Here is a 22,565-nt window from a genome sequence, read left to right on the forward strand (position 1 = left end):
CTCTTGACAATGTCCTGCTCATATTAAAAGGAACGTCCCCAGATGCCGAATCCGCAGCTACAGCAGGCCAAAGTGTTTGGCGGCGTTGTAGATGCCGTCGTCGTCCACGGCGGTCGTCACGTAGGTCGCCGCGGCCTTCACGGTATCCTGCGCGTTGCCCATGGCCACGCTCGTGCCCACGGCGGCAAACATCGACAGGTCGTTCTCGCCGTCGCCAAAGGCAATCGCCTCGCTCGCGTCGATGCCCAGGCGCTCCAGCGTCGCCGCCACACCCAGGTCCTTGCCGCCGTTTGCCGGAATAATGTCGCAGAACAGATCGCACCAGCGCGTAGTGAGCGAATGCGACACCGCATCGGTCACGATATGCTCGTCGGCCGGGTCCACAAAGGCGCAGAACTGGTAAACCGGCGCGTCAAAAGCGTGCTCAAACGGTTCCTCGTGGTAGACGATTCCCGCGTTGCTACCGGCCGTCACCACGCGCTCGGACAGGCGGTTCACAAACGAGTTCTCGCCCTGCATGCACAGCGAGTCGTAGCGCCCCTCGGCCACCTGGTCCACGATCACCGCGACGTCGTCCGGATCGATCGGGCAGCTGCGGTAAACCCCCTCGGCATCAAAGCAGTGCTGGCCCGAAAGCGTAATGTACGCATCCCAACCAAGATCGAATAGCCAATCGGGCATCTGATAGGTCGGGCGACCCGTGGCGATCGCGCACGCGATCCCCTGCTCGCGAAAGCTGTCGAGCACCTGCTGCGCCGACGCCGGAATCCGATGGGTCTTAAAGCTCAGCAGCGTACCGTCGATATCGAAAAACGCGGCCTTGATCATCCTCGCCTACTCCTCGCCCTCGAGCTTCTCGCTCGCCTCGAGCCACGCCATCTCCAACTCGTCCATGGCGGCGTGGGCCTCGTCGATCTTTGCCTGCTGCTCGCCCAGCGCCGTGTAGTTGGTGGGATCGACCTGGGCCATTGCTGCCTCGGCCTCCTCAACGCGGGCGCGCTGCGTCTCCATTTTGCGCTCGAGCGAGCTCACCTCGCGGCGAAGCTTCTGGCGTTCGGCGTTGGAAAGGCCATTGGGCTGGCCGCTCGACTTGGGCTTTTCGGCCGCAGCCGCCGCGGCACCGGTGTCAAACGTGCCGGTCTTGGCGCTCGGCGCACCCACGGGCTCGCCCTCGGCGGTAGCGTTGCACAGGCGCAGGTACTGGTCCACGCCGCCGGGCATATGCGTCAGGTGGCCGTCGAGCAGCGCCCACTGCTGGTCGGTCACGCGCTCCATCAAGAAGCGGTCGTGCGTCACCAGGATCAGCGTGCCGGGCCAGCCGTCCAGCAAGTCCTCGACAATCGCCAGCATGTCGGTATCCAGGTCGTTGCCGGGCTCGTCCAGGATGAGCACGTTGGGCTCGTCCAGGATCGTCAGCAGCAGCGACAGACGACGGCGCTGGCCGCCCGAAAGATCGCCGATGCGGCTCCAGAGCTGCTGCGTCGTAAAGCCCAGACGCTCGCAGAGCTTCTCGGGTGAAGTCTCCTTGCCGTCAATGACGTAGTACTTCTTATAGTGGCTGAGCACCTCGCGGATCGTGTCGCCCATGTAGGGTTCGAGCTCCTCGAGCTGCTGCGACAGCACGCCAAAGCGCACCGTCTGGCCGATCTTCACGCGGCCGCGCAGGGGCGCGATCTTGTCCTGGATCACGTCGAGCAGCGTCGACTTGCCGGCGCCGTTCTCGCCCAAAAGACCATAGCGGTCGCCCGCACCGATGAGCCAGGTCACATCGGTGAGCACCTGTTTGGACGTGCCATCGGCATCCGCATAGCCGGCATCCACGTCGACCACATCGATAACCTGCTTGCCCAGGCGGCTCACGGCCAGGCGCTTGAGCTCCAGCTCGTCACGCACGGGCGGCACGTCGGCGATCAGCTCGCGAGCGGCATCCACGCGAAACTTGGGCTTGGTGGAACGTGCCTGGGCGCCGCGGCTCAGCCACGCGAGCTCCTTGCGCGCCATGTTGCGGCGGCGCTCCTCGGTGACGGCGGCCATGCGGTCGCGCTCCACGCGCTGCAGGATGTATGCCGAGTAGCCGCCCTCGAAGGGATCGACCTGGCCGTCGTGGACCTCCCACATGCTGGTGCAGACCTCGTCCAAGAACCAGCGATCGTGCGTGACCACGAGCATGGCGCCCTGACCGCGCTGCCAGCGGGCCTTTAAGTGACGCGCAAGCCAGTTGATGGTACGCATGTCCAGGTGGTTGGTGGGCTCGTCGAGCATGAGCACGTCGTAGTCGCCGATCAGCAGGCGCGCGAGGTCCACGCGACGGCGCTGGCCGCCCGAAAGCTCGCCCACCGTGCCTTCCCAGGGCACATCGCTGATGAGGCCGGCCAGAATCTGGCGCGTACGCGGACTCGACGCCCACTCATACTCGGGCGCGTCGCCCACGACGGCATGATGCACGGTGTCGGTATCGACCAGGTTGTCCTTTTGGCCGAGCAATCCGATCGTCGTGCCGCGGCGGTGCGTCACGCGGCCGTCGTCGGGTTCCAGCGTGCCGGCGAGTACACTCAGCAGCGTCGACTTGCCGTCGCCGTTTTTGCCGACAATACCAATACGGTCGCCCTCGCCCACGCCGAGCGTTACGCTATTAAAAATATGCTTGGTGGGAAACTCTAGGCTGACGGAATCGCATCCCAAAAGAATCGCCATATGCCCTGCTCCTTCGTAGAAATTCAACGTTGTCCATGATAGCGAAAACCACCACAAAGGGGACAGGCACCTTTGTGGTGGTTTTGGGCAAGCGCACCAGCACACGACGCAAAAAGGCGGGCCATCTCGCAAAAGAGATGACCCGCCTCTCCAATCAGTCCCGTGGCGACTATGGCCGCCGCGGGCCTCAAGCATGTCCCGGACTAGGAGAACATGCCGGTGAGGTAATCATTCAGCCGCTTATCCTTGGGCCGTTGGAAAATCTCGTCGGTCTCGTCGTACTCAACCATATCGCCCATGTAGAAGAACGCCGTGCGGTTGGACACGCGCGACGCCTGCTCCATGTTGTGCGTCACGATGACAATGGCGCGGTCGGCAACGATCGACGACATCAGGTCCTCGATCGCCAGCGTCGAGATGGGGTCGAGCGCCGAGCAGGGCTCGTCAAACAGAATCACGTCGGGGTTGAGCGCCAGCGTGCGCGCAATGCACAGACGCTGCTGCTGGCCGCCCGAAAGCGCGTAGGCGCTCTTGTCGAGCTTGTCCTTGACCTCGTCCCACAGCGCCGCGCCGCGCAGGCTCTCCTCGACCATGCGATCGAGCTCGTCACGGTCGGTGATGCCGTGGCGCTTGGGCGCAAACGTGATGTTGTCGCGAATAGACTTGCGGAAGGGGTTGGGCTGCTGGAACACCATGCCAATGGAACGGCGCAGCTCGTAGGTGTTTTCGGTCTTGGTGTTCACGTTGCGCCCGCGGTAGTTGATCTCGCCCTCCACACGACAACCGCGAATCTCGCGATTCATAAGGTTGAGACTGCGCAAAAAGGTCGACTTACCACAGCCCGAAGGCCCAATGAGCGCCGTAATCTCGCCCTTGTGATAGTCGAGCGACGCATCGTGCAGAGCATGGTGGTTGCCATAGTACACGTTGACGTTCTTGGCGGAGAGCACGACCTCGTCGCTCACGACCTTGCCGCTCACGCGCACGCGTTTCTCGCTCTCCCCCACGCTCGACAGGAAGTCCTGGGTGTCGGACGCGGCCGCCTCGGTTGCGGGCGTTGCATTCATATCGCTCATTCGGCCGTCATCTTCCTTGCCAGTTGCTTGCCCACGATACGGGCGACTACGTTAAACAGCAGCACGCAGGTCATCAGCAGTGCGGCGGTGCCCCAAACGATCTGCTGGGCCTCGGGGCTGCCCTCGCCATAGATCTTGTAGATGTGCACGGCCAGCGACTCGCCGGGACGGAACACGTTCCAGGCGCAGGTGGGGCTCGACAGGTTAAAGCTCAAGAAGTTCAGGCGAACCGGCGAGCTCATGCCCGAGGTAAAGAGCAGCGCCGCGGCCTCGCCAAACACGCGGCCGGCCGAAAGCACGATGCCGGTCACGATGGCGGGCATGGCCTCGGGAATCAGGATGTGCAGTGTGGCCTCCCAGCGAGTGAGGCCCATGGCCAGGCACGCATCGCGCTGGGCCTGCGGCACGTCCTCGAGCGCCTGCTGAATCACGCGCACCAGGGTGGGGATGTTGAACATGGTGAGCGCGACAGCGCCGGAGATGATGGAGTACTTCCAGCCCAGCTGCACCGAGAACACCAGAAAGCCGAACATGCCCACGACAATGGAGGGCAGCGAGGACAGCGTTTCGATGGCGGTGGAGGCGATGTCGCGGATGGGCCCATCGGGCGCGTACTCAACCAAAAAGACCGCGCCGCCCAGGCTAATGGGCACCGAGATGATCAGGGTGATCAGCAGCAGATAGAACGAGTCGAACAGCTGGTAGAGCACGCCGCCCTGCGTTCCGTTGGCGCGTGCGGGCTGCGTGAGAAAGCCCGGCTGGAACAGCGTCGAGATACCCTCGAACAGGATGTAGGCCACCATGGAGACGACGATAAGCATGACGATGGCGACAATCGCCGTCAGCACGCCCGTGGCGATGCAGTCCTGCTTTTGGACACGCCCGAGTCTCGCCTCGTCGATGTGGATGCGCGTGCTAGCCACGAGCCTTCGCCCCCTTGCGGCCGATAAGGTGGATGATCAGGATAAAGATGAGGCTCATGCCCATCAGCAGCAGGCCGAGCGCCCACAGGACGTCGTCCTGGGCCGAGCCCTCGGCATAGACCGCCATGGACGTGGTGAGCGTGGTGGTGATGGTGGACGCCGGCGACAGCAGCGACGTCGGCATGGCCTCGATGCCGCCAATGACCATGCGCACGGCGAGCGTCTCGCCAAAGGCGCGGGTCATGCCAAGGATGACTGCGGTCATGAGCGAGGGCATGGCGGACTTGAGCACCACGTGCCAGATGGTCTGCCAGCGGGTGTAGCCCAGCGCGAGCGAACCCTGGCGGTAGCTATCGGGCACGGCGCGCAGGCCATCGACCGAAAGCGTGGTCATCGTCGGCAGAATCATGACGGCCAGCACGATGGCGCCGGGCAAGATACCCAGGCCTGTGCTCACGTGGAAAACGCTCTTCATAAGGCCGACGACCACGTGAAAACCGATGAGGCCAAAGACGACCGAGGGAATGCCGGTCAAAAGCTCAATAAGCGGCTGAAAGACCTTGGAGCCAAACTTAGGCTGAATCTCGACCGCAAAGATGGCAGAGCCGATGGCGATGGGCAGTGCGATGAGCGTGGAGAGCACCATGACCGCAAACGAGGTGACGATCAGGGGCAGGGCGCCAGTGTAGGGCAGGCCGTTTTCGGCCGTGTTGGCCAGGTCCCACTTGGTACCGGTAAAAAACTCGACGATCGAGACGCCGTCCTTGAAAAAAGCCGAGAGGCCCTTTTGGGCGACCATAAAGATGAGCGCGGCAACGACAAGCGTCACGAGCGCTACGCACGCGCCCGTGACGCCCAGGCCCACGTTCTCAAGGTCGCGCTTTGGCAGCTGTTTTGCCATTGCAAACCTTTCCGGGGCGATTACTTATTTAGCGGATACCTTGCCGCTGGCGTCCTTGACGACCTTCATGGCAGAGACGGGGATAAAGCCCTGCTCCTCGACGAGCTTGCCCTGGACGTCGTCGGAAAGCATGAACTCCAGGAAGGCCGTGGTGGCCTCGTCGGCGTCCTTGGAGCAGTACATGTGCTCGGTCGCCCAGATCTTAAAGGAGTCGTCGGTAACGTTTGCGCTCTTGGGCTCGACGCCCTCAACCTTGATGGCGTTGAACTTGGAGTCGTCGAAGTGCGAGAAGTCGAGGTAGGAGATGGCGTTGTCGGTGCTGGCCATCTGGGTCTGGACGTCGCCGGACTTGTCGAGCTCGGCGTCGCCCTTAAAGTCGACGGCCTCGTCGCCAAAGACGGCGGCCTCGAAGGTGGCGCGGGTGCCGGAGCCTGCCTTGCGGTTGAGGACGACGATCTTGGCGTCGTCGCCGCCGACCTCCTTCCAGTTGGTGATCTGGCCGGAGAAGATGCCCTTGAGCTGCTCGAGGGACAGATCATCGACCTTGACGTTCTTGGAGACGACAGGGCCCATGCCCACGACGGCGACCTCGTGATCGACGAGGCTCTTGACCTGATCGGCCTCGAGCTTGGTCTCGGCGAAGACGTCGGAGTTACCGATAGTAACGGTGCCGGCGGCAACAGCGGTCAGGCCCTTGCCCGAACCGTTGCCCGAACCGGAGACGGAGACGTCGGGATTGGCATCCATAAACTTCTCGGCAGCAGCCTCGACGAGAGCCTGGAACGAGGAGGCGCCGTCGTAGGTCACCTCGCCGGAGACGGACTCGGCAGCAGCGGCGCTGCCCTCAGCAGCGGTGTTGGCGGCGTTGGAGCCGCCGCAACCAACGAGACCGAGACCGACGATGCTGGCAAGACCACCAGCGAGGCCGAGGAACTGACGACGAGAATAAGCCTGATCGAGCATGATCTTCCTTTCATACAAGCGACTCGCGGGCACCCTGCCCGCTTTGCTGTTTGGAAAGATACGGTCTCGATCGGGCAGCGCCCGCGTCAGCTGCGCTTTATTACGGGCATCTGATAGACCCTTACCGCAAGCGCGGCTCGGCTTTACAAACGAATAACAAACCCGCCACCAAGCATGGCCCGCCTTTTACACCAATAAAAACAAAGTTGCGGTGAAATAGTTCCTGCTTGGCCATCAAATGGCCCATTCTAGGAACTATTCCACCGCAACTTAAAAAGCCCGGACGAAAGGGGTGCTAAGTTGTTAAAACGCCGCAGCCTTAAAGCTCAAGCTCGTTCAAACGTAAGATCGCCACGATATAAATCTTGAGCGCCTGCTTGAGCTGTTCCTCGTTGGCGCACTCGTTGGGACCGTGCATCTGGCCGCCCCACTCGGGCAGCTCCAGACCGGTCTCCTCGGGGCCAAACGAGACGGCGCGGGCAAAGTTGCGCGCGTACGTGCCGCCGCCCATGGCAAAGGGCTCAGCATGCTTGCCCGTAAACTCGTTATAGGTATCAATAAGCGCCTTTACGGCCGGATCGTCGGCAGAGACCGAGAACGGCACCTTCGCACGACCCACACGGCACGTCACGCCAAAACGGCCCACGAGCGGATCGAGCTGCTCGCGGATGGTATCAGCACTCGTGCTGTCGGGGAAGCGCACGTCGATGACCTGCTCAATATGGCCATCCGCCACGCGGATGACGCCAGCGTTGCAGGTAAGCGGGCCAAACGCCGGACTCGTCGCATCGATACCCAGGCCGCGACCATAGGCGTCCGCATGCACAAAGGCCAGGAACTTGACGAACTCGTGCTCGGCAGGCGTCAGCAGGCGCTCGTCGCGTGCACCAAACGCGTCCTCGGCCTCGCGCAGATACGCCACGATCAGCCCGACGGCGTTGATCGTTCCCTCTGGCATCGAGGCATGACCGCCAATGCCGTGGGCGAAAATCTGCGCATGCCCGTTATCGAGCGCCGTGATCTCCAGGCGGTCGCCGTTCTCGACCGGCGCCGGCAGCTCATCGGCGGCAATCGCAAGCTCGCAGATAGACTGCGACGGAATGGCGTTGCTCGCCTCGGCACCGCTCCAGGACACAATGCGCCCGCCGTCGATCTTGGAGCTCACAAATGTCGCCCCAAACTGGCCCTTCTCGGCATTGCAGACCGGAAACTCGGCATCGGGCGTAAACAAAAAGTCGGGGTCTGCGTAGTTCTCCAGATAATGGTGAACGTCGGACATGCCCACTTCCTCATCGCAGCCCAGCAGTGCGCGGAAGGTGTAGCGCGGAACAATGCCGTGCTTGAGCAGATAGGCGCCGGCGTAGAGCGACAGCACCGCCGGACCCTTGTCGTCGATAACGCCGCGGCCGAGCAGCCAGCCCTCGCGACGCTCCATCGCAAACGGGTCGGTGTTCCAGCCCGGGCCGGCGGGCACCACGTCCACGTGGCAGATGGTCGCGAGCTGCTTGTCGCCGCGGCCAGGAATATCGGCAATGCCCACATAGCCCTCGTCGTCGCTCGTCTGATAGCCGAGCTTCTGCGCGATGCCGAGCGCACAGTCGAGCGCGTCACGGACCGGGCGGCCAAACGGCGCGCCGGGCTCTGCATCGGCAGAAACTGCCACGGACGGATAGCTCACCAGCTGCTCGATATCGGCGACGACATCTTCCCAGACCTCGTCGACATACTCGGCGACGCTCTGCTCCACCTGATTCATAGACTGCCTCCTTACCAATGAGCGGCAAGCGTACCCGCCCCTCACATTTAGTTCCTAGATAGAGAAAAGTTTAGCAAGCTCGGCCACCGAGTGCACCACCGCATCGGCACCCGCCGCCTCGTGCTCGCCCGGCGCCGCCGCGCCCGAATAGATGCCGATGCACGGCACGCCCATTGCGTGCGCGCCCTCCACATCGTTAAAGCGATCGCCGATCATCACGGCATCGTCGGCCGTCGCGCCGAGCGCCGCCAGGGCATCGCGGACCGAATCGGCCTTGGTCTCGCGTCCCTGCGGCGGATTCATGCCAATCACCGCCTCAAACTGAGAGAGCCCGAGCTCATGCACCATGTCGATGCACTTGGCCTCCATGCGTGACGTCGCCACGGCCATACGCTTGCCCCGGGCGACCAACCCATCCAGCAGCTCGGGGACCCCATTGAACACGGGATACTCCTCCGGTCCCAGTTCATCAAAAAAGGCGCGGTACTCATCGGCCACCACAAGCGACTCCTCGCGGGAAAAGCCGTAAAAGTCGTGAAAGCTCTTCCACAGGGGCGGCCCGATCATGCGGCGCAGATCACCCATCTGCGTCTCCGAAAACCCGCGCGCAGCCAGCGTCTTGCGCGTCGAGGTCATCACTGCCCGACCCGTATCGGCCACCGTGCCGTCAAAATCGAACAGCACAACCGGCCGCTCGCAAAGTTGCAATGCCGCCATCGGCACCCTTCTTCCCCAGTTGATGATTTCCACACCACCGCTTCAAACTGTTGACTATTCAACAATTGAACCTAGCAATGTAGAGCAACTCCACTATACTTGTCGCACTTTGCTTTCAGAAGGCGGCGCTGCCGCGCCCCAACGAAAGGTGCAATTATGTCTTTTGCCATCATAACCGACTCCACGTCGGACATCTCCCCCGCCCGTGCCCAAGAGCTCGGCATTTACGTGATTCCGCTGCATGTGATTATCGAGGGCGAGGACCTGCTCGACCAGGTGCAGATTACCGCCGAGGAATACGTCGCCCGCATGGCCGGCTCCGAGCAGCTGCCGCACACCTCGCAGCCGAGCGCCGGCGAGTTCAAGGCGCTGTTTGACCGCGTACGCGCCGATGGCCACGACAGCGCGATCTTTATCTCGCTGTGCAGCGAGTGGTCCGCCTGCTATTCCAACGCATGCCTGGTCGCCGAGACCCACGAGCTCGACGTGCGCTGCATCGATTCGCGCACCGGCTCGGGCGCCGAGGGCCTGCTGGTGGAGTACGCGCTGGCTATGCGCGAGGACGGCCGCAGCCTGGACGAGACCGAGGCGCAGATCCGCGCGGCCCTGCCCGACGCCCACCTGCTGCTGATTCCCCGCACGCTCGAGAACCTCGTTAAGAACGGCCGCGCGCCCAAGCTTGCCGGCCAGCTCACGCAGATGCTCAACATTCGCCTGGCCGTTTCGCCGGAGTGGAAATCGGGCGAGATCAAGGCCATCAAAAAGGGCCGCGGCGCCAAGCGCATCGTCGCCAACACCATGGCAGATTGCCTCGCGTTTTTGGACGAGCACCCGGGCTCAAGCGTGCGTGTGCTCACGACCGGCGCCGCCGAGGAGCAGGAACTTGTCAACGAGGCACTCGCGGGCCAGGATTACGTAGACGCCGGCACCGGCCCCATCGGCTGCACCATCGCCACCCATGTAGGCGTCGACGCCATCGCCATCAGCTACTGCCCCCGCTACCAGCCCATCCACTAGGGGCACCTTTACCACTTGCGGTGGAATAGGAACTGTTTTTGGCTTATCAGCCGCAAATCAATCCCTATTCCACCGCAACTTAGAAATCGGCGATCAGCCCAGCGGACCCTGAAACAGTTCCTGATGAGTGCCCATTCTCACCAGCCTAATCACTGGGTTAGTCTTATGGGGAAGATAAAGAACGACCACATCGACCAAGCCATCGGATAGGTGGAAATCGATGTGGCCGTTGTAGTTTCCGCCCGGGTTTGAGAGCTCGTGGGCGCCATACTCCGCCGGAAGTGACCCATGAGCCACAAGCTCTGCAACCGCCGCTTTAAACTCACTTTTTAGCTGCGGATGCATGCGCATCGTTCGTTTGTAGTCCACCTTAAATTGAGCCTCGACTTTAATCTCGAACATCGCTATTCCTCATCGAGGAATGACATAAGCTCATCAGCGTTATTGAATGACAGGCTATCGTCCGGCAAAATCCCCAGCTCATGAGCCTCGGCGATCACCATGGCGCGCCTCGTCACCTCGTTGGGCACCTCCGCCCTTCCTACAATCTCAAAAGGAATCTTTCGCTGATTTACCAGCTGCCGAACGGCAAGATTGAGATAGGAATTGAGGCTGAGGCCGACCGAATCCAAGAACTCAGTCGCCTGCTCCTTGAGCCCCTCTTCGATTCGAACCGTCGTAGGCTTAACTGTTGCTGTAGACATTTGCGACCTCCTCGCCCTCGTCTTTTACACCAGTATACCCAATATAAATGGCAATCTGATGTTAGATAACATCAGATTGCCATGCGTATTCATGTCGCGTGGGCACGATTGATCTACATCAGCCCGCTGAGCGCAATGTCGACGGCTTCGTTGAGGTCGTCGGTGATGTGCACCAGCTCCTGATCGAGTGGGCTGATCATGCCGGCATCCATCACCGGGCCGTTGAGCCAGTCGAATAGGCCCTGCCAGTACTCGGTGCCCACCAGCACGAGCGGCATGCGCTTGACCTTGTGCGTCTGCACCAGCGTGAGAACCTCGAACATCTCGTCGAGCGTGCCAAAGCCGCCGGGAAATACGATGGCGCCCGAGCTGTACTTAACGAACATGGTTTTGCGCACAAAGAAGTAGCGGAAGTCCATGCCGAGGTTCACGTATTTATTGAGCCCCTGCTCGTGCGGCAATTCAATGCCTAGGCCAACTGACTTGCCGTTGACACTCGCCGCTCCCCTGTTGGCCGCTTCCATGATGCCGGGGCCGCCACCGGTGATGACCGCCACGCCACGTTGCGCGATCTTGCGCCCGACGGTACGCGCCGCCTTGTAGAGCGGATCGGTCTTGGGCGTGCGGGCGCTACCGAAGATGGTCACCGCAGGTCCAAGCTCGGCAAGCGCGCCAAAACCATCGACAAACTCTGCCTGAATGCGCAGCACGCGCCACGGGTCGGCATGCAGCCAGTCGGTCGAGTCCTCGGGCGCCAGCAGGTTGGCGTAGGTGTTGTCCTTAGGAATCATGGGGCCGCGCATGACCACGGGGCCGCGGCGGTACGTCTCGTCGTAGGCAGGCTCGCCCTCGACGTTCTCATTCTTAATCATGGGTACTCCTATCGAGAAAAAGAAAAACGGGCGGGGTCGACGCTATGCGTCAAACACCCGCCCGAGCATCAACTATTCGGTATGGTACCCACGACGCATCAAGCACTTGCAAGCTATCGGTCAGCGGTCGCGCAGCCGGTGTCAACGAATGTGACGACCGGCTGGCGCCCGACCATTGCCGTTGCCCACGCTCTGCAAGCGTGTCTGTCGCCCTTAGTAATCCACCGCGGCAGGACTATTCATCCAATCGCTCACGAATGCGCCGTAGCGGCCCTCGATAATGGCCTGACGGGCACGCTGCATAAGGTTGAGCAGGTAGTAGATATTGTGCATCGAAAGCAAAATGCCGCCGAGCATCTCCTTCTGCGTGACCATGTGGCGAATGAGCGCGCGGCTGTAGCCGCCCGTGCACACCGGGCAGGTGCAGGTGGGGTCGATGGGGCCGTCGTCGTGCGCAAAGCGCGCGTTACGGAAGTTAAGGCGACCTTCACTGGAGAACGCCGTACCCATGCGACCGGTGCGCGTCGGCAGCACACAGTCGAACATGTCGATGCCCACGCCCACGCCGCGTACGAGCGTGGTGGGGTTGCCGACACCCATCAGGTAGCGCGGCTTATGCTTGGGCATGTACTCGCTCACGAGCGGCGCCAGGGTCTCGAACATGGTCTCGTGATCCTCGCCCACCGAATAGCCACCGATACCATAGCCCGGGAAGTCGCCGCACTCCTCCAGATGGCGCAGCGAACGCAGGCGCAGATCCAGGTGCATGCCGCCCTGAACGATGCCAAAGAGCGCCTGGTCATCGCGGGTATGCGCCTTATAGCAGCGCTCGGCCCACATGCTCGACAGCTCAACGGCGCGCTCAACGTAGGCGCGCGTGGCGGGATAGCCCGGGCACTGGTCGAGCTGCATGCAGATATCGGAGCCGAGTTTCATGGCGATTTCCATGTTGTCCTCGGGCGTCCAAAACACGTGGCGGCCGTCGTAATCGTTGACAATAAAGCGCACGCCCTCATCGGTGAGCTTGACGGCATCGTTGTGGCTGAAGACCTGGAAACCGCCCGAGTCGGTGAGGATGGGGCCGTGCCAGTTCATGAACTTGTGCAGGCCGCCCAGCTCGGCGATGGTATCCTCGCCGGGACGCATGGACAGATGATAGGTATTGGCGAGCACGATCTGGGCGCCGAGCTTCTTGACAGTCTCGGTAGGAATGCCCTTGACGTTTGCCTTGGTGCCCACGGGCATAAAGATCGGCGTCTCGATGTCGCCGTGCGGGGTGTGCAGCACGCCGGCGCGCGCGTGCGTCGTCGGATCCTCGGCAATCAGGTCGAATTTAAAAAGGTTCTGGTCCATAAACTGGAACTCCTTGGTTGCGGTTCATACGCAAACCATTATACGGGCAACCCGCAAGAAGCACCGACTCGACAGAAACTAGTGCATTAGGATCAGGTTCCCGCGCTAGTCGTTGGGTAGTCGTTGGGGACAGTCTTAAACGACTAGACGTTGGGGACAGTCTTCAGCGCCATCTTGCAAATGAGCGCCCCAATCTGCCGGCACTCAGGGACTGTCCCCAAGTGCCGGCAAGAGTGTCCCTTTCGACTAGTCATTTAAGAACGTCCCCAACGACTACATCCAACAGTCAAGGTAACGCCGATGCTCTGACAACATCAGCGAGCGGTCACCAGAGCGAACAAATTGGCATGAAAAGAGGACGGCATAGACCTTCTGGTCATGCCGCCCTCTTTGAATGACAAGTTGTCGCTCTGGTGACCGCGCAGCGTCGGCCCGTTACGGCGTTTGGTAAAACGCCGTAACTCCTACGGACGCTGGCCCATGCCACCCTCGAGGGTGACGGTCTCGCCGTTCATATACTTAAAGTCGGGACCGCAGAGCTGAACGACAACGCGGCCGATTTCCTTCTCGACGTCGCCGTAGTGGCCAGCCGGCGGCATGTGGACGTTGGCCTTGAACGCCTCAGGATAGGCATCCTGGAAGTTCTCGAGCGCAGCGGTCCAAGCAAGCGGGCAAACGATATTGACGTTGATGCCGTCCTTGCCCCACTCGTTGGCAGCGACGCGGGTCAGACCGCGGATACCCTCCTTGGCAGCGGCGTAGCTGCACTGGCCATAGTTGCCAAACAGGCCGGCGCCCGAAGCAAAGTTGACCACGGAGCCCTTGGTCTCCTTCAGGTGCGGGTAGGCCTTCTGCATGTACAGGTAGGTGGCATACAGACCGGAGTAAATGGCGAGGTTGAACTGGTCCATGGTGTGATCGGCGATCGTCACGCCCGAGGCGCTGGCCTGAGCGTTGTTGACGACGGCGTCGATGCGGCCGAACTCCTCAATGGCCTTGTCGATGACGTTCTGGACGACAGCCTCGTTGTCCTGACCAGCCGAGACATCGGCCTGAACAGGCAGAACCTTGACACCGTACTCGGCCTCGAGGGATTCCTTGGCGGCCTCGAGCTTGGCAACGTTGCGGCCGGTGATGACGAGGTTCGCGCCCTCCTTGGCAAAAGCGATATCGATGCCGTAACCGATGGAGCCAGCGGAGCCGTCCTTGAGCGTGGCCTTGCCGCCGCCGGTGACGATCACGGTCTTACCAGTGAAAAGTCCCATACAAAGTCCTTTCAAATCGCGACGGGCCCGCCCGTCGACTGCGCGCATCCAACTTCACGCGCCAAAAGCTGAAATGCAACTTTAGCGGGTTCAAGTGAAAAATAAAGCCCATGGCAGGCGAACGGCGCAACGTCTTTCGGCGAAGGGAATGTCAAGTACAAACTGGATAAAGTGGCCGAGTTTTTGCTATCGACGCGAGCCATCGAACACGTTTTGAAACTTTGCTGCAGTGCGCGGGATGTCGGCGCGAGACTTTATCATAGGGTGACAAACAACGATGAGGAGCACATGCCTATGACAGACGAGCTGGACCCCCAGACTCAACAGCATATTGATGATTCCGCAGACGTCACTGCAGATGCCGACGCTGTGACCTGCGATGATATTGACCTCGACGACCCCATCTTGGACGAAAGCGCTACGGCGGAAACCCCCGGCGCCGAAGATGCCGGCGAGCAAAACGACGATGCGCCCGCTCAGGACGACGACCCCGTACAGGATGCCGCTTCGCAAGCTGCGGGCCCTATCGAGGTTTCTTCGGAAGAAGAGCTCGACGCCGTCATGGACTCCATGATGGATGCCGTCAAAGCGATGAAAGACGCCGTGGCCGACGCTGACGTTGACGCCGAGGAAGAGGAGGCCGCCGAGGCAGCCTCGACCTTCGTACCCGGCGAGACTCCGGTTGCCGACCAGGGCAGCACCATGCCCTCGTTTCTGCAGCTCGAGCATCCCACGATTGGCGCCGATGCGGTCGACCCGCACGCAGCAGGCTTTTCTGTGATCGAGGGCGGTACCGGCAATATCGCCGTGCCGCAGGCTGCCGATACGGACGCTGCCGACACCGCTCGCCCGACTGCCCCGCACTCCCCCGCCGCGAGCCGCGATCTGGGGACCGCTGTCTCGAACACTGCGAACGCCGTGGGCACCTTTATCGCCCAGGGCGCCTCGGCCATGCGCGAGATGAACGCCGCGAAAAAGGCACTTGCCGATGCCCGCGCCCACCTGGCCGAACTTGAGCAGCGCATTGCCGATCAGGCCGAGGAACTCGAGACGCGCCAGGATATCGCAGGCCGCTACGACCAGATCGTCGCCGACCAGCGCCAGGCGATTGCCACGGCCCAAAAGACTGCAGCGGCCGCCGAGATTGACCGTGATGCCCACGCCTCCAAAGCGACAAAGCTCAAGGGTCAGCTCGAACAAATGAAGACAGAGGATGACGCGACTGAGCTCCGTCTGAAGGCCGCGCTCGATGCCGTGGAGGCCCGCGAGGCGAGCTCGCGCGAGACCGGCAACCGCCTCGTTCGACGTCTTGAGGATTCCAAGCGCATCCGCGACAAGGTGAAGGCAGAGCGAGACACCGGCATTGCCGCCGCACAACAAACCGTCGACGCCACGCGCGCCCAGCTCGAGACACTGCGTCATGAGTATGCCGAGCTGCAACGCAATCCCTCGGCAAATCCCGCCAACTATACAGTGCGCACCAGCGAGCTCTCGATGCAGATTTCCGACACGGCAGATGCCCTGCGTAAAGCCGAAGAAGATGTCCCGCGCATCACCGCCGACCTTGAGCATTCACTTGCCGCAGCCGAGCAGGCCGTCGAGCAGGCTCAAGCCCCTATCGCCGACGCAAAACGCGCGCACCAAGCCGTGACGACCGAAGCCGATGCCGCGCGCGACGAGTTGCAGACGGCGAAGACTGCCGCCGCGACTCGTCAGCGCGAACTGCGCGAGAAGATCGCCGCGGAGGACAAGGCACGCCGCGACCAGGAGCAGACCATCGCCAACGCCCAAGCAGATGCCGCACATGCACAGTCGATCATCGAACAGGCGACCGAAGTGCACGACCACCCAGAGATCACTGAGTCGCTTGCAGGATCCTTGGCCCGAGACAAAGCCGAACACGCCGAGACCGAGCAAGAAGTCGACCAGCTCGAGGCCGCCGAAGACGACGTACGAGAGCGCACCCGCGACTCACGCGTCAAATTCACCGGAGCCATCGCCTGCATCATCGCCGCAATCCTGGTGATCATCCTAGTCTGGCTGTTCGCAAGCAAGTAGTCATTGGGGACGTTCTTAAACGACTAGTCAAACAAGAACGTCCCCAACGACAAGCCCAATGACGAGAGTGGATAATCTCCCACTTTGAGCCCCCAAGCAGGCCAAAAACGGGAGATTATCCACTCTCATTCTGCAGGCACTCATTTAAGTACGTCCCCAATGAGTACCTGCCGATGCTTTGGCAAAGTCAGCGAAAACGCCCCTAAGCGAGCAAGGTGACGTGAAAGAGGAGGGCATTGACCTTCTGGTCATGCCCGACGATTGAACGTCAGATTGCCGCTTAGGGGGGTTTGCAGCGTCGGCCGGTTACGGCGTTTGCAAAACGCCGTAACCTACAAAATGAGCATCGCATCACCAAAGCTGAAGAAGCGGTAGCGCTCCTCGATGGCGGCGGCGTAGGCATCCATGATCTGGTCGCGGGTGGCAAGCGCGCTCACGAGCATCATGAGCGTGGAGCGCGGCACGTGGAAGTTTGTGATCAGCGCGTCGACCACGTGATAGGTCGAGCCGGGCATAAGGTAGAGCTGCGTCGTGGCGTTCTCGCGCACCACGATGTCACCGCGGCCAAGTGTATCGGCCCCGTCCTCGCGGCCCTCAAAATAGCGCGCCGTCACGGCCGGATCGGACACCGGTGCCTCAGCGTCAAAGGCGCTCTCGAGCGAGCGCACTGCGGTGGTACCGACAGCAATCACGCGATGCCCCTCGGCCTTAGCCTTATGCACGGCGTCGACAACCTCCTGCGACACGTGGTAGCGCTCGGTGTGCATCACGTGCTGCGTGGGGTCGTCCTCCTCCACCAGACGGAAGGTATCGATACCCACCTCGAGCTCGACGGCGGCAAACTTCGCACCCTTGGCCTCGATAGCGGCCATAAGCTCGGGCGTAAAATGCAGACCCGCCGTAGGAGCGGCAGCCGAGTGCTCCTCCTTCATGGCGTAGACGGTCTGGTACTTCTCGGGATCGCCCTCGTAATCGGTAATGTAAGGCGGCAGCGGCACGTGGCCGGCAGCATGGATGGCCTCGTCGAGCGTGCGCGGGTCACCGGCGGCATTGCAACCGGCCGGCTCAAAACGCACCAGACGACCGCCGCGGCTATCGGTGACAAAGTCGATGACCTCGGCCATCAGCACCACGGGAGCCCCCTCGGGCGCATGGGCGCCACCGGCGCGATACTCAATCTGAGCACCGGGCTTCAGGCGCTTGCCCGGCTTGACCAGGCACTCCCAAACGTGACCCAGCGGGTCAACATCCTCGCGGCGCTTGAGCAGCAGCGTCTCGACCACACCGCCCGAGCCAGCCTTGCGACCGATAAGACGGGCCGGCATCACGCGCGTCTGGTTGATGACGAGCACATCGCCCGGCTCGATATAGTCGATAATGTCGCGGAAGATGCGGTGCTCAACGGTACCGCCATGCTCTAGCGGCGTTCCTGTCTCGGAGCCTTTGCGATCAACCACCAGCAGGCGGCAGGAGTCGCGCGGCTCGGCAGGAGCCCGGGCAATCAGTTCCTCAGGAAGGTTGTAGTCAAAATCATCGGTACGCATAGACACGTCGGATACTCCTTATATAGCTAAAGTCCGCTCTACATCCTAGCAGGCTGACGTCCCAAACGAACTACTTTTTGGCGGCTTTGCGCTCGTCGCGGATGCGGGCGCGGTCCATGGCCGCCTCGACAGCAGAAAAGCGGCAGCCGCAGTAGTTCTGTCGATACATGCCCAGTTCGCGCGAACGGCGCGTAGCCTCGGGATAATACGGGCGAAAATCGCGAATCACCGGGGTGAGCCCATGGGCGGCCGCCAAACGCTCAAGCACGTCATTGCAGGTGTCGAACAGCTGATACGGCGAGACGGCGAGCGTCGTACCCACATATTCAAACCTGCGCTCCTGGGCAACGCGGCATGCCTCGGCCAAGCGCAAGGCATAGCACGAGCGACAGCGACGGGGCCGATCGGCACCCAGCGGGGCCACGCCGGCCTCCCAGCGCTCGCGGTCCTCCCCCGCCTCGATGAGCTCGATGTCGCCATCGGCACACCACCGGCGCAGCTCGTCCAGACGCCGCCGCCATTCATCGCGCGGTTGAATATTGGGATTGGTCCAGCAAATCGTGGGCTCAAACCCCTCCTCGCGCAGCAGGCGAACCGGCTCAAGCGAGCATGGTGCACAGCACGCATGCAGCAACAACGACTTCATCGACATCCCCGTCCCAGAAAACTCACACCGACATCATGGCAGCTAAAATAGCCCCGTCCCAAAAAGACTACTTTGCGAAAAAGCGCACGCCAAAGGACGTATCCTCGCAGGCGACGATACGGCGGTCGCGCAGAATGGTCCGCACGTAATACCAATCACCCACACAGCCCGACAAGTGCAGACCAGCCGCCAGGTAGCACAGCAGCGGATAGTCCGAGAACGCAAACCCCAGGGCAAATGCTGTCGTCACAACAACCGTCGGCGCCAGGCAAACCGCCATGTACCGCCGGCGCGAATACACAACGCCCTCGGCGCAGGCATAGATCATCGCCGTCTCGCGATTCGCCCCAAAGGTCACCTGCGCGCCCGCAGGCGCCAGCAGCTTAAAAAACACCGCATGCACCAGCTCGTGCACGGCAAACGATGCCATTGAGACCGCAGCCAAGCCGACTATCCAGCCCACGACAGCCATCCAGCCGCCCGCCTCAGCCGCATCCAAGTCTGCAGGCCCGCCCAACAGCATAAACACCGGCACCAGGCACACGGCAAACACCGCGATCACGGCCATCCCCCACACGAAGCAAGCGTGTAGAAAATCCTCGTCCTCAAACGCATGTATGTTGGAAATCTCATTCATAGCATCTTAGGATAGCGCCCCTGCCACGCACCCGCCCGCATGTGCGATAATGTCGAACGATATGCACGAATTGACCACCGCGCCGCCGAACCCCGTGCCCGGCCGCGCTCTTACCTATATGCGAAGGAGTCCCATGGCATCCAAATACTCCATGAACGACCGTCCCAGCTGGCCGCGCCGCGCCATCGTTACCGCCGGCGAGCCCTACGGCAACAAGGGTCTGCACTTTGGCCACGTCGGCGGCGTCTTTGTCCCGGCCGACTTCTTCGCCCGCTTCCTGCGCGACCGCCTGGGCCGCGAAAACGTCATCTTCACCTCGGGCACCGACTGCTACGGTTCGCCCATCATGGAGAGCTACCGCAAGCTCAAGGAGAACGAGGGCTACGACAAGTCCATCGGCGAGTATGTCGAGTCCAATCACTCCCGCCAGGCCGCGACCCTCAACAACTACAACATCAGCTGCGACATCTACGGCGGCTCGGGCCTTGAGCCGGCGGCCCAGATCCACAACGAGGTGACTGCCGAGATTATCGAGCGCCTGCACGAGCAGGGCACCATCTCCAAGCGCTCCACGCTGCAGTTCTACGATGCCAAGGCCGGCACGTTCCTCAACGGCCGCCAGGTCATCGGCCGCTGCCCCATCCAGGGCTGCAAGTCCGAGAAGGCTTATGCCGACGAGTGCGATCTGGGCCACCAGTTTGAGCCCGAGGAGCTCATCGCGCCCAAGAGCCAGCTCACCGGCGAGGTGCCCGAGCTGCGCCCGGTCGACAATCTCTACTTTGACCTGCCGGCCTACCTCGACTTTATGAAGACCTACACCGCCAAGCTCGCCCAGAACCCGCAGGTTCGCTCCGTGGTCTCCAAGACCATGGAGGAGTGGCTGCTGCCGGCTCAGCTCTACATCCAGAACAAGTTCCGCGAGGCCTTCGATGCCGTCGAGGACCAGCTCCCCGAGCACACCGTGCTGGAGCCCGAGGGCAACAAGAGCAGCTTTATCGTCACCTTCCCCAGCTGGAAGGAGCGCGACGACGCCCACGCGGTGCTCGCCAACGGTGGCGTGCGCTTCCGCAGCGGCAAGGCGCTCGTGCCCTTCCGCATCACCGGCAACATCGACTGGGGCGTTCCGGTGCCCGAGGTTGACGGCGTAACCGACGTCACCTGCTGGTGCTGGCCCGAGAGCCTGTGGGCGCCCATCAGCTACACTCGCACCGTGCTCGCACGCGATGCCAAGGCCGCCGGCGTGACCGAGGGCGTCGCCGCCCAGGATGCCGCCCTCATGGGCGAGCCCGCCGCCGATTCCACGCAGGTCCCCGCGCCCACCTACCAGCACAGCTCGCTCGACTGGCGCGACTGGTGGTGCTCGGACGACGCGCAGATCTACCAGTTCATCGGTCAGGACAACATCTATTTCTACTGCATCGCGCAAACCGCCATGTGGGAGGCCCTGGGTTGGGACCTTACGCAGAGCACCGTCAGCGCCTGCTATCACCTGCTCTACATGGGCAAAAAGGCGAGCTCGTCCTCGCAGACCCCTCCCCCGCCGGCAGACGACCTGCTCAACCACTACACCTGCGAGCAGATGCGCGCGCACTGGCTGTCGCTCGGCCTATCCGAGAAGCCGGTGAGCTTTAGCCCCAAGGCATACGACACGCGTGTGACCGGCAAGGACAAGGACGGCAACGAGGTGCGTGCCTGCGACGACAAGCGCGTTATCGATCCGGCCCTTAAGGAGAGCGCGCTGCTGACCGGCGTGTTCAACCGCCTGGCCCGCAGCTGCTTCTACGGCGTCGCCATCAAGGAGGGCGACGAGAGCCCCTACCGCAACGGCTGCATCCCCGCCGGTGCCGCTTCTGACACCGTGGTCGAAGCCGCCGAGCAGGCAGCTCTCGCCTTTGAGCAGGCTATGTACAAGTTCGAGACGCACCGCGCGCTTGCCGTGTGCGACGACTACCTGCGCGCCGCCAACAAGCGCTGGAGCGACGCCTCCAAGGCCGCTAACAAGCTCGAGGGCGAGGAGGCAAACGCTGCGATGACGCAGGCGCTCGTCGACGCCTTTACCGAGCTTCGCGTGGCGACCGTCCTGATGCACGGTATTGTGCCGGCCGGCTGCGAGCTCATCTGCGAGTACTTCGATGTCGACCCGGTCGCCTTCTTTAGCTGGGACAACATCTTCGCCTCCACGGACGAGTTTGTGGAGAGCTTGGGCGAGAAGCCCGGCGAGCACCGCGTGAAGCCGCTGCCCCCGCGCTTCGACTTCTTTAGCAAGCACGAGAGCCAGTACTAAACACTCGACATGTAATGGAATGGGAAGGAAAGACGGATGTCCAAGCCGCGTCGTCGTAAGCAGAAAAAGCAGGTTAAGCCCGAGCTCAAGCTCAGGCAGTTTGCCGCCACCGAGCTTTCCGACCAGCTTGCCGCCCAACACTCCGCCGCCGACCTGCCGCGCTTTATGGTCGACACGGTCGCCGGCGCCTATGCGCCCGCCGATGCCGAGCTCATGATCGAGGGCTTCGGCGCCGCGGCCACGCGCCCGGTCACGCTGCGCGTCAACACGCTCAAGGCAACCGCCGAGGACATCGCTGCGGCGCTCGATGCCGCCGACATCGCCCACAACCCCGTCACCTGGTACCCAGACGCCTTCATCCTGCCCGAGGCCCAGGTTTCCGATCTGTGGGATCTCGACATCTACCGCGACGGCAAAATCTACCTGCAGAGCCTGTCGTCCATGATGCCGCCGCTGGTCCTGGGCGCTCAGGCAGGCGAGGACATCCTGGACATGTGCGCAGCCCCTGGCGGCAAGACGACGCAGATCGCCGCCCTCACGCAGGGGCAGGCGCACCTTACCGCCTGCGAGATGAGCATTCCCCGCGCCGAGAAGCTCGAAGCCAACCTCCACCGCCAAGGCGCAAAAAACGTGCCCGTCATGCGCACCGACGCACGCGAGCTCGACGAGTTCTTCCGCTTTGACCGCATCCTGCTCGACGCTCCCTGCACCGGCACGGGCACCGTCATCAGCGGCAACGAGAAAAGCCTGCGCGGCCTGACCGAGCAGCTGCTCGTCAAATGCGCCCGCTCGCAGCGTGCGCTTCTGGACCGCGCCATGGGAGCCCTCAAACCGGGCGGCACGCTCGTCTATTCGACTTGTTCGATCTTGCCGCAGGAAAACGAGGACGCCCTGCAAGAGGCCCTCGACAAGCATATGGACTGCGAGCTCATCCCCCTCGACGGCACGCCAAGCGAAAGTGAGGCACGCCGCGCCCAGGAAGCTGGCGAGGAGCCGCGCATCGAGTCCAACGCCCTAACCGAGGCCATTGCCGCGGGTCAGGTATCGGCCATCGCCAACGGCCTGTCCGGCACGCTCACCATTCCGCCTAGCCGCGACTTTGAGGGCTTCTACATCGCCCTGATCCGAAAACGCAGCTAGCGCACGGATCCAAAA

General features: G+C 62.2%; 20 protein-coding genes. 4 read left to right on the forward strand and 16 right to left on the reverse strand.

The annotated features are described in order from the left end of the window. Positions 1–57: 57 nt before the first annotated feature. The 8 genes from DW151_RS06910 to DW151_RS06945 all read right to left on the reverse strand — a co-directional run bounded on the left by DW151_RS06910 (position 58) and on the right by DW151_RS06945 (position 9,030). Positions 58–828: a Cof-type HAD-IIB family hydrolase gene (locus DW151_RS06910; RefSeq protein ID WP_118335077.1), complete on the reverse strand. Its 771-nt coding sequence runs from the start codon at positions 826–828 to the stop codon at positions 58–60. 6 nt (positions 829–834) lie between these two features. Beyond that, complete coding sequence (locus DW151_RS06915; protein WP_118335079.1) at positions 835–2,694, reverse strand: ABC-F family ATP-binding cassette domain-containing protein; 1,860 nt, start codon at positions 2,692–2,694, stop codon at positions 835–837. Positions 2,695–2,897: 203 nt separating this feature from the next. Continuing rightward, positions 2,898–3,770: a phosphate ABC transporter ATP-binding protein PstB gene (gene pstB / locus DW151_RS06920; RefSeq protein WP_118335081.1), complete on the reverse strand. Its 873-nt coding sequence runs from the start codon at positions 3,768–3,770 to the stop codon at positions 2,898–2,900. Then, positions 3,767–4,693: a phosphate ABC transporter permease PstA gene (gene pstA / locus DW151_RS06925; RefSeq protein WP_118206527.1), complete on the reverse strand. Its 927-nt coding sequence runs from the start codon at positions 4,691–4,693 to the stop codon at positions 3,767–3,769. Before pstA ends, pstB begins: the two co-directional genes overlap by 4 nt. After that, the gene (gene pstC, locus DW151_RS06930) at positions 4,686–5,594 is read right to left on the reverse strand and encodes a phosphate ABC transporter permease subunit PstC (RefSeq protein WP_118335083.1); all 909 of its coding nucleotides are present in this window, start codon (positions 5,592–5,594) and stop codon (positions 4,686–4,688) included. Before pstC ends, pstA begins: the two co-directional genes overlap by 8 nt. A gap of 24 nt (positions 5,595–5,618) precedes the next feature. Continuing rightward, positions 5,619–6,557, reverse strand: coding sequence for a phosphate ABC transporter substrate-binding protein (locus tag DW151_RS06935; RefSeq protein WP_117854930.1), 939 nt, complete (start codon positions 6,555–6,557; stop codon positions 5,619–5,621). 319 nt (positions 6,558–6,876) lie between these two features. Then, positions 6,877–8,313: a M20 family metallopeptidase gene (locus tag DW151_RS06940; RefSeq protein ID WP_118335085.1), complete on the reverse strand. Its 1,437-nt coding sequence runs from the start codon at positions 8,311–8,313 to the stop codon at positions 6,877–6,879. Positions 8,314–8,367: 54 nt separating this feature from the next. Beyond that, positions 8,368–9,030, reverse strand: coding sequence for an HAD hydrolase-like protein (locus DW151_RS06945; protein ID WP_118335087.1), 663 nt, complete (start codon positions 9,028–9,030; stop codon positions 8,368–8,370). Between the two features lie 156 nt (positions 9,031–9,186). Here DW151_RS06945 and DW151_RS06950 point away from each other — a divergent pair, with 156 nt between their 5' ends. After that, positions 9,187–10,047 carry a DegV family protein gene (locus tag DW151_RS06950; protein ID WP_117735923.1) on the forward strand — a complete coding sequence of 287 codons (861 nt, stop codon included), beginning with the start codon at positions 9,187–9,189 and terminating at the stop codon, positions 10,045–10,047. A gap of 93 nt (positions 10,048–10,140) precedes the next feature. Here the strand turns inward: DW151_RS06950 and DW151_RS06955 are convergent, their stop codons facing one another. The 5 genes from DW151_RS06955 to DW151_RS06975 all read right to left on the reverse strand — a co-directional run bounded on the left by DW151_RS06955 (position 10,141) and on the right by DW151_RS06975 (position 14,241). Further along, positions 10,141–10,449 carry a type II toxin-antitoxin system YafQ family toxin gene (locus tag DW151_RS06955; protein ID WP_055250871.1) on the reverse strand — a complete coding sequence of 103 codons (309 nt, stop codon included), beginning with the start codon at positions 10,447–10,449 and terminating at the stop codon, positions 10,141–10,143. Between the two features lie 2 nt (positions 10,450–10,451). Beyond that, entirely contained in the window at positions 10,452–10,751 is a 300-nt protein-coding gene (locus tag DW151_RS06960; RefSeq protein ID WP_055250873.1) for a type II toxin-antitoxin system RelB/DinJ family antitoxin, read from the reverse strand. Between the two features lie 113 nt (positions 10,752–10,864). After that, positions 10,865–11,623 carry a TIGR00730 family Rossman fold protein gene (locus DW151_RS06965; protein ID WP_118335089.1) on the reverse strand — a complete coding sequence of 253 codons (759 nt, stop codon included), beginning with the start codon at positions 11,621–11,623 and terminating at the stop codon, positions 10,865–10,867. Positions 11,624–11,836: 213 nt separating this feature from the next. Further along, complete coding sequence (gene tgt / locus DW151_RS06970; RefSeq protein ID WP_055250876.1) at positions 11,837–12,976, reverse strand: tRNA guanosine(34) transglycosylase Tgt; 1,140 nt, start codon at positions 12,974–12,976, stop codon at positions 11,837–11,839. Between the two features lie 464 nt (positions 12,977–13,440). Next, the gene (locus DW151_RS06975) at positions 13,441–14,241 is read right to left on the reverse strand and encodes an SDR family NAD(P)-dependent oxidoreductase (protein ID WP_006235414.1); all 801 of its coding nucleotides are present in this window, start codon (positions 14,239–14,241) and stop codon (positions 13,441–13,443) included. Between the two features lie 294 nt (positions 14,242–14,535). Between DW151_RS06975 and DW151_RS06980 the strand changes: the two genes are divergently transcribed. Then, a complete protein-coding gene (locus DW151_RS06980) occupies positions 14,536–16,299 on the forward strand; it encodes a hypothetical protein (RefSeq protein ID WP_118335091.1) in 1,764 nt (587 codons plus the stop codon). Between the two features lie 332 nt (positions 16,300–16,631). Here DW151_RS06980 and queA read toward each other — a convergent pair whose 3' ends face one another. The 3 genes from queA to DW151_RS06995 all read right to left on the reverse strand — a co-directional run bounded on the left by queA (position 16,632) and on the right by DW151_RS06995 (position 19,126). Then, a complete protein-coding gene (gene queA / locus DW151_RS06985) occupies positions 16,632–17,843 on the reverse strand; it encodes a tRNA preQ1(34) S-adenosylmethionine ribosyltransferase-isomerase QueA (RefSeq protein ID WP_118335093.1) in 1,212 nt (403 codons plus the stop codon). A gap of 70 nt (positions 17,844–17,913) precedes the next feature. Then, complete coding sequence (locus tag DW151_RS06990; RefSeq protein WP_117564473.1) at positions 17,914–18,489, reverse strand: epoxyqueuosine reductase QueH; 576 nt, start codon at positions 18,487–18,489, stop codon at positions 17,914–17,916. A gap of 67 nt (positions 18,490–18,556) precedes the next feature. Further along, positions 18,557–19,126 carry a DUF3267 domain-containing protein gene (locus tag DW151_RS06995; RefSeq protein WP_117564474.1) on the reverse strand — a complete coding sequence of 190 codons (570 nt, stop codon included), beginning with the start codon at positions 19,124–19,126 and terminating at the stop codon, positions 18,557–18,559. Between the two features lie 133 nt (positions 19,127–19,259). Between DW151_RS06995 and DW151_RS07000 the strand changes: the two genes are divergently transcribed. Then, the gene (locus DW151_RS07000; RefSeq protein ID WP_118335095.1) at positions 19,260–21,410 is read left to right on the forward strand and encodes a methionine--tRNA ligase; all 2,151 of its coding nucleotides are present in this window, start codon (positions 19,260–19,262) and stop codon (positions 21,408–21,410) included. A 36-nt stretch (positions 21,411–21,446) separates the two neighbouring features. Continuing rightward, on the forward strand, positions 21,447–22,550 hold the full coding sequence (locus tag DW151_RS07005; protein ID WP_118335097.1) for an RsmB/NOP family class I SAM-dependent RNA methyltransferase: 1,104 nt from the start codon (positions 21,447–21,449) through the stop codon (positions 22,548–22,550). The last annotated feature ends 15 nt before the right edge of the window (positions 22,551–22,565 follow it).

This window comes from Collinsella sp. AM13-34 (assembly GCF_003473055.1).
Lineage (GTDB): Bacteria > Actinomycetota > Coriobacteriia > Coriobacteriales > Coriobacteriaceae > Collinsella.

Excerpts from the sequence above, each read along its gene's own strand:
- DW151_RS06915 (WP_118335079.1), bottom strand. The coding sequence starts at position 2,694 with ATGGCGATTCTTTTGGGATGCGATTCCGTCAGCCTAGAGTTTCCCACC.
- pstC (WP_118335083.1), bottom strand. The coding sequence starts at position 5,594 with ATGGCAAAACAGCTGCCAAAGCGCGACCTTGAGAACGTGGGCCTGGGC.
- DW151_RS06975 (WP_006235414.1), bottom strand. The coding sequence starts at position 14,241 with ATGGGACTTTTCACTGGTAAGACCGTGATCGTCACCGGCGGCGGCAAG.
- DW151_RS07005 (WP_118335097.1), top strand. The coding sequence starts at position 21,447 with ATGTCCAAGCCGCGTCGTCGTAAGCAGAAAAAGCAGGTTAAGCCCGAG.
- DW151_RS06950 (WP_117735923.1), top strand. The coding sequence starts at position 9,187 with ATGTCTTTTGCCATCATAACCGACTCCACGTCGGACATCTCCCCCGCC.
- DW151_RS06935 (WP_117854930.1), bottom strand. The coding sequence starts at position 6,557 with ATGCTCGATCAGGCTTATTCTCGTCGTCAGTTCCTCGGCCTCGCTGGT.
- DW151_RS06980 (WP_118335091.1), top strand. The coding sequence starts at position 14,536 with ATGACAGACGAGCTGGACCCCCAGACTCAACAGCATATTGATGATTCC.
- DW151_RS06990 (WP_117564473.1), bottom strand. The coding sequence starts at position 18,489 with ATGAAGTCGTTGTTGCTGCATGCGTGCTGTGCACCATGCTCGCTTGAG.
- DW151_RS06965 (WP_118335089.1), bottom strand. The coding sequence starts at position 11,623 with ATGATTAAGAATGAGAACGTCGAGGGCGAGCCTGCCTACGACGAGACG.
- tgt (WP_055250876.1), bottom strand. The coding sequence starts at position 12,976 with ATGGACCAGAACCTTTTTAAATTCGACCTGATTGCCGAGGATCCGACG.
- DW151_RS06945 (WP_118335087.1), bottom strand. The coding sequence starts at position 9,030 with ATGGCGGCATTGCAACTTTGCGAGCGGCCGGTTGTGCTGTTCGATTTT.
- queA (WP_118335093.1), bottom strand. The coding sequence starts at position 17,843 with ATGCGTACCGATGATTTTGACTACAACCTTCCTGAGGAACTGATTGCC.
- pstB (WP_118335081.1), bottom strand. The coding sequence starts at position 3,770 with ATGAGCGATATGAATGCAACGCCCGCAACCGAGGCGGCCGCGTCCGAC.
- DW151_RS06910 (WP_118335077.1), bottom strand. The coding sequence starts at position 828 with ATGATCAAGGCCGCGTTTTTCGATATCGACGGTACGCTGCTGAGCTTT.
- DW151_RS06940 (WP_118335085.1), bottom strand. The coding sequence starts at position 8,313 with ATGAATCAGGTGGAGCAGAGCGTCGCCGAGTATGTCGACGAGGTCTGG.
- DW151_RS06995 (WP_117564474.1), bottom strand. The coding sequence starts at position 19,126 with ATGAATGAGATTTCCAACATACATGCGTTTGAGGACGAGGATTTTCTA.
- DW151_RS06960 (WP_055250873.1), bottom strand. The coding sequence starts at position 10,751 with ATGTCTACAGCAACAGTTAAGCCTACGACGGTTCGAATCGAAGAGGGG.
- DW151_RS06955 (WP_055250871.1), bottom strand. The coding sequence starts at position 10,449 with ATGTTCGAGATTAAAGTCGAGGCTCAATTTAAGGTGGACTACAAACGA.
- DW151_RS07000 (WP_118335095.1), top strand. The coding sequence starts at position 19,260 with ATGGCATCCAAATACTCCATGAACGACCGTCCCAGCTGGCCGCGCCGC.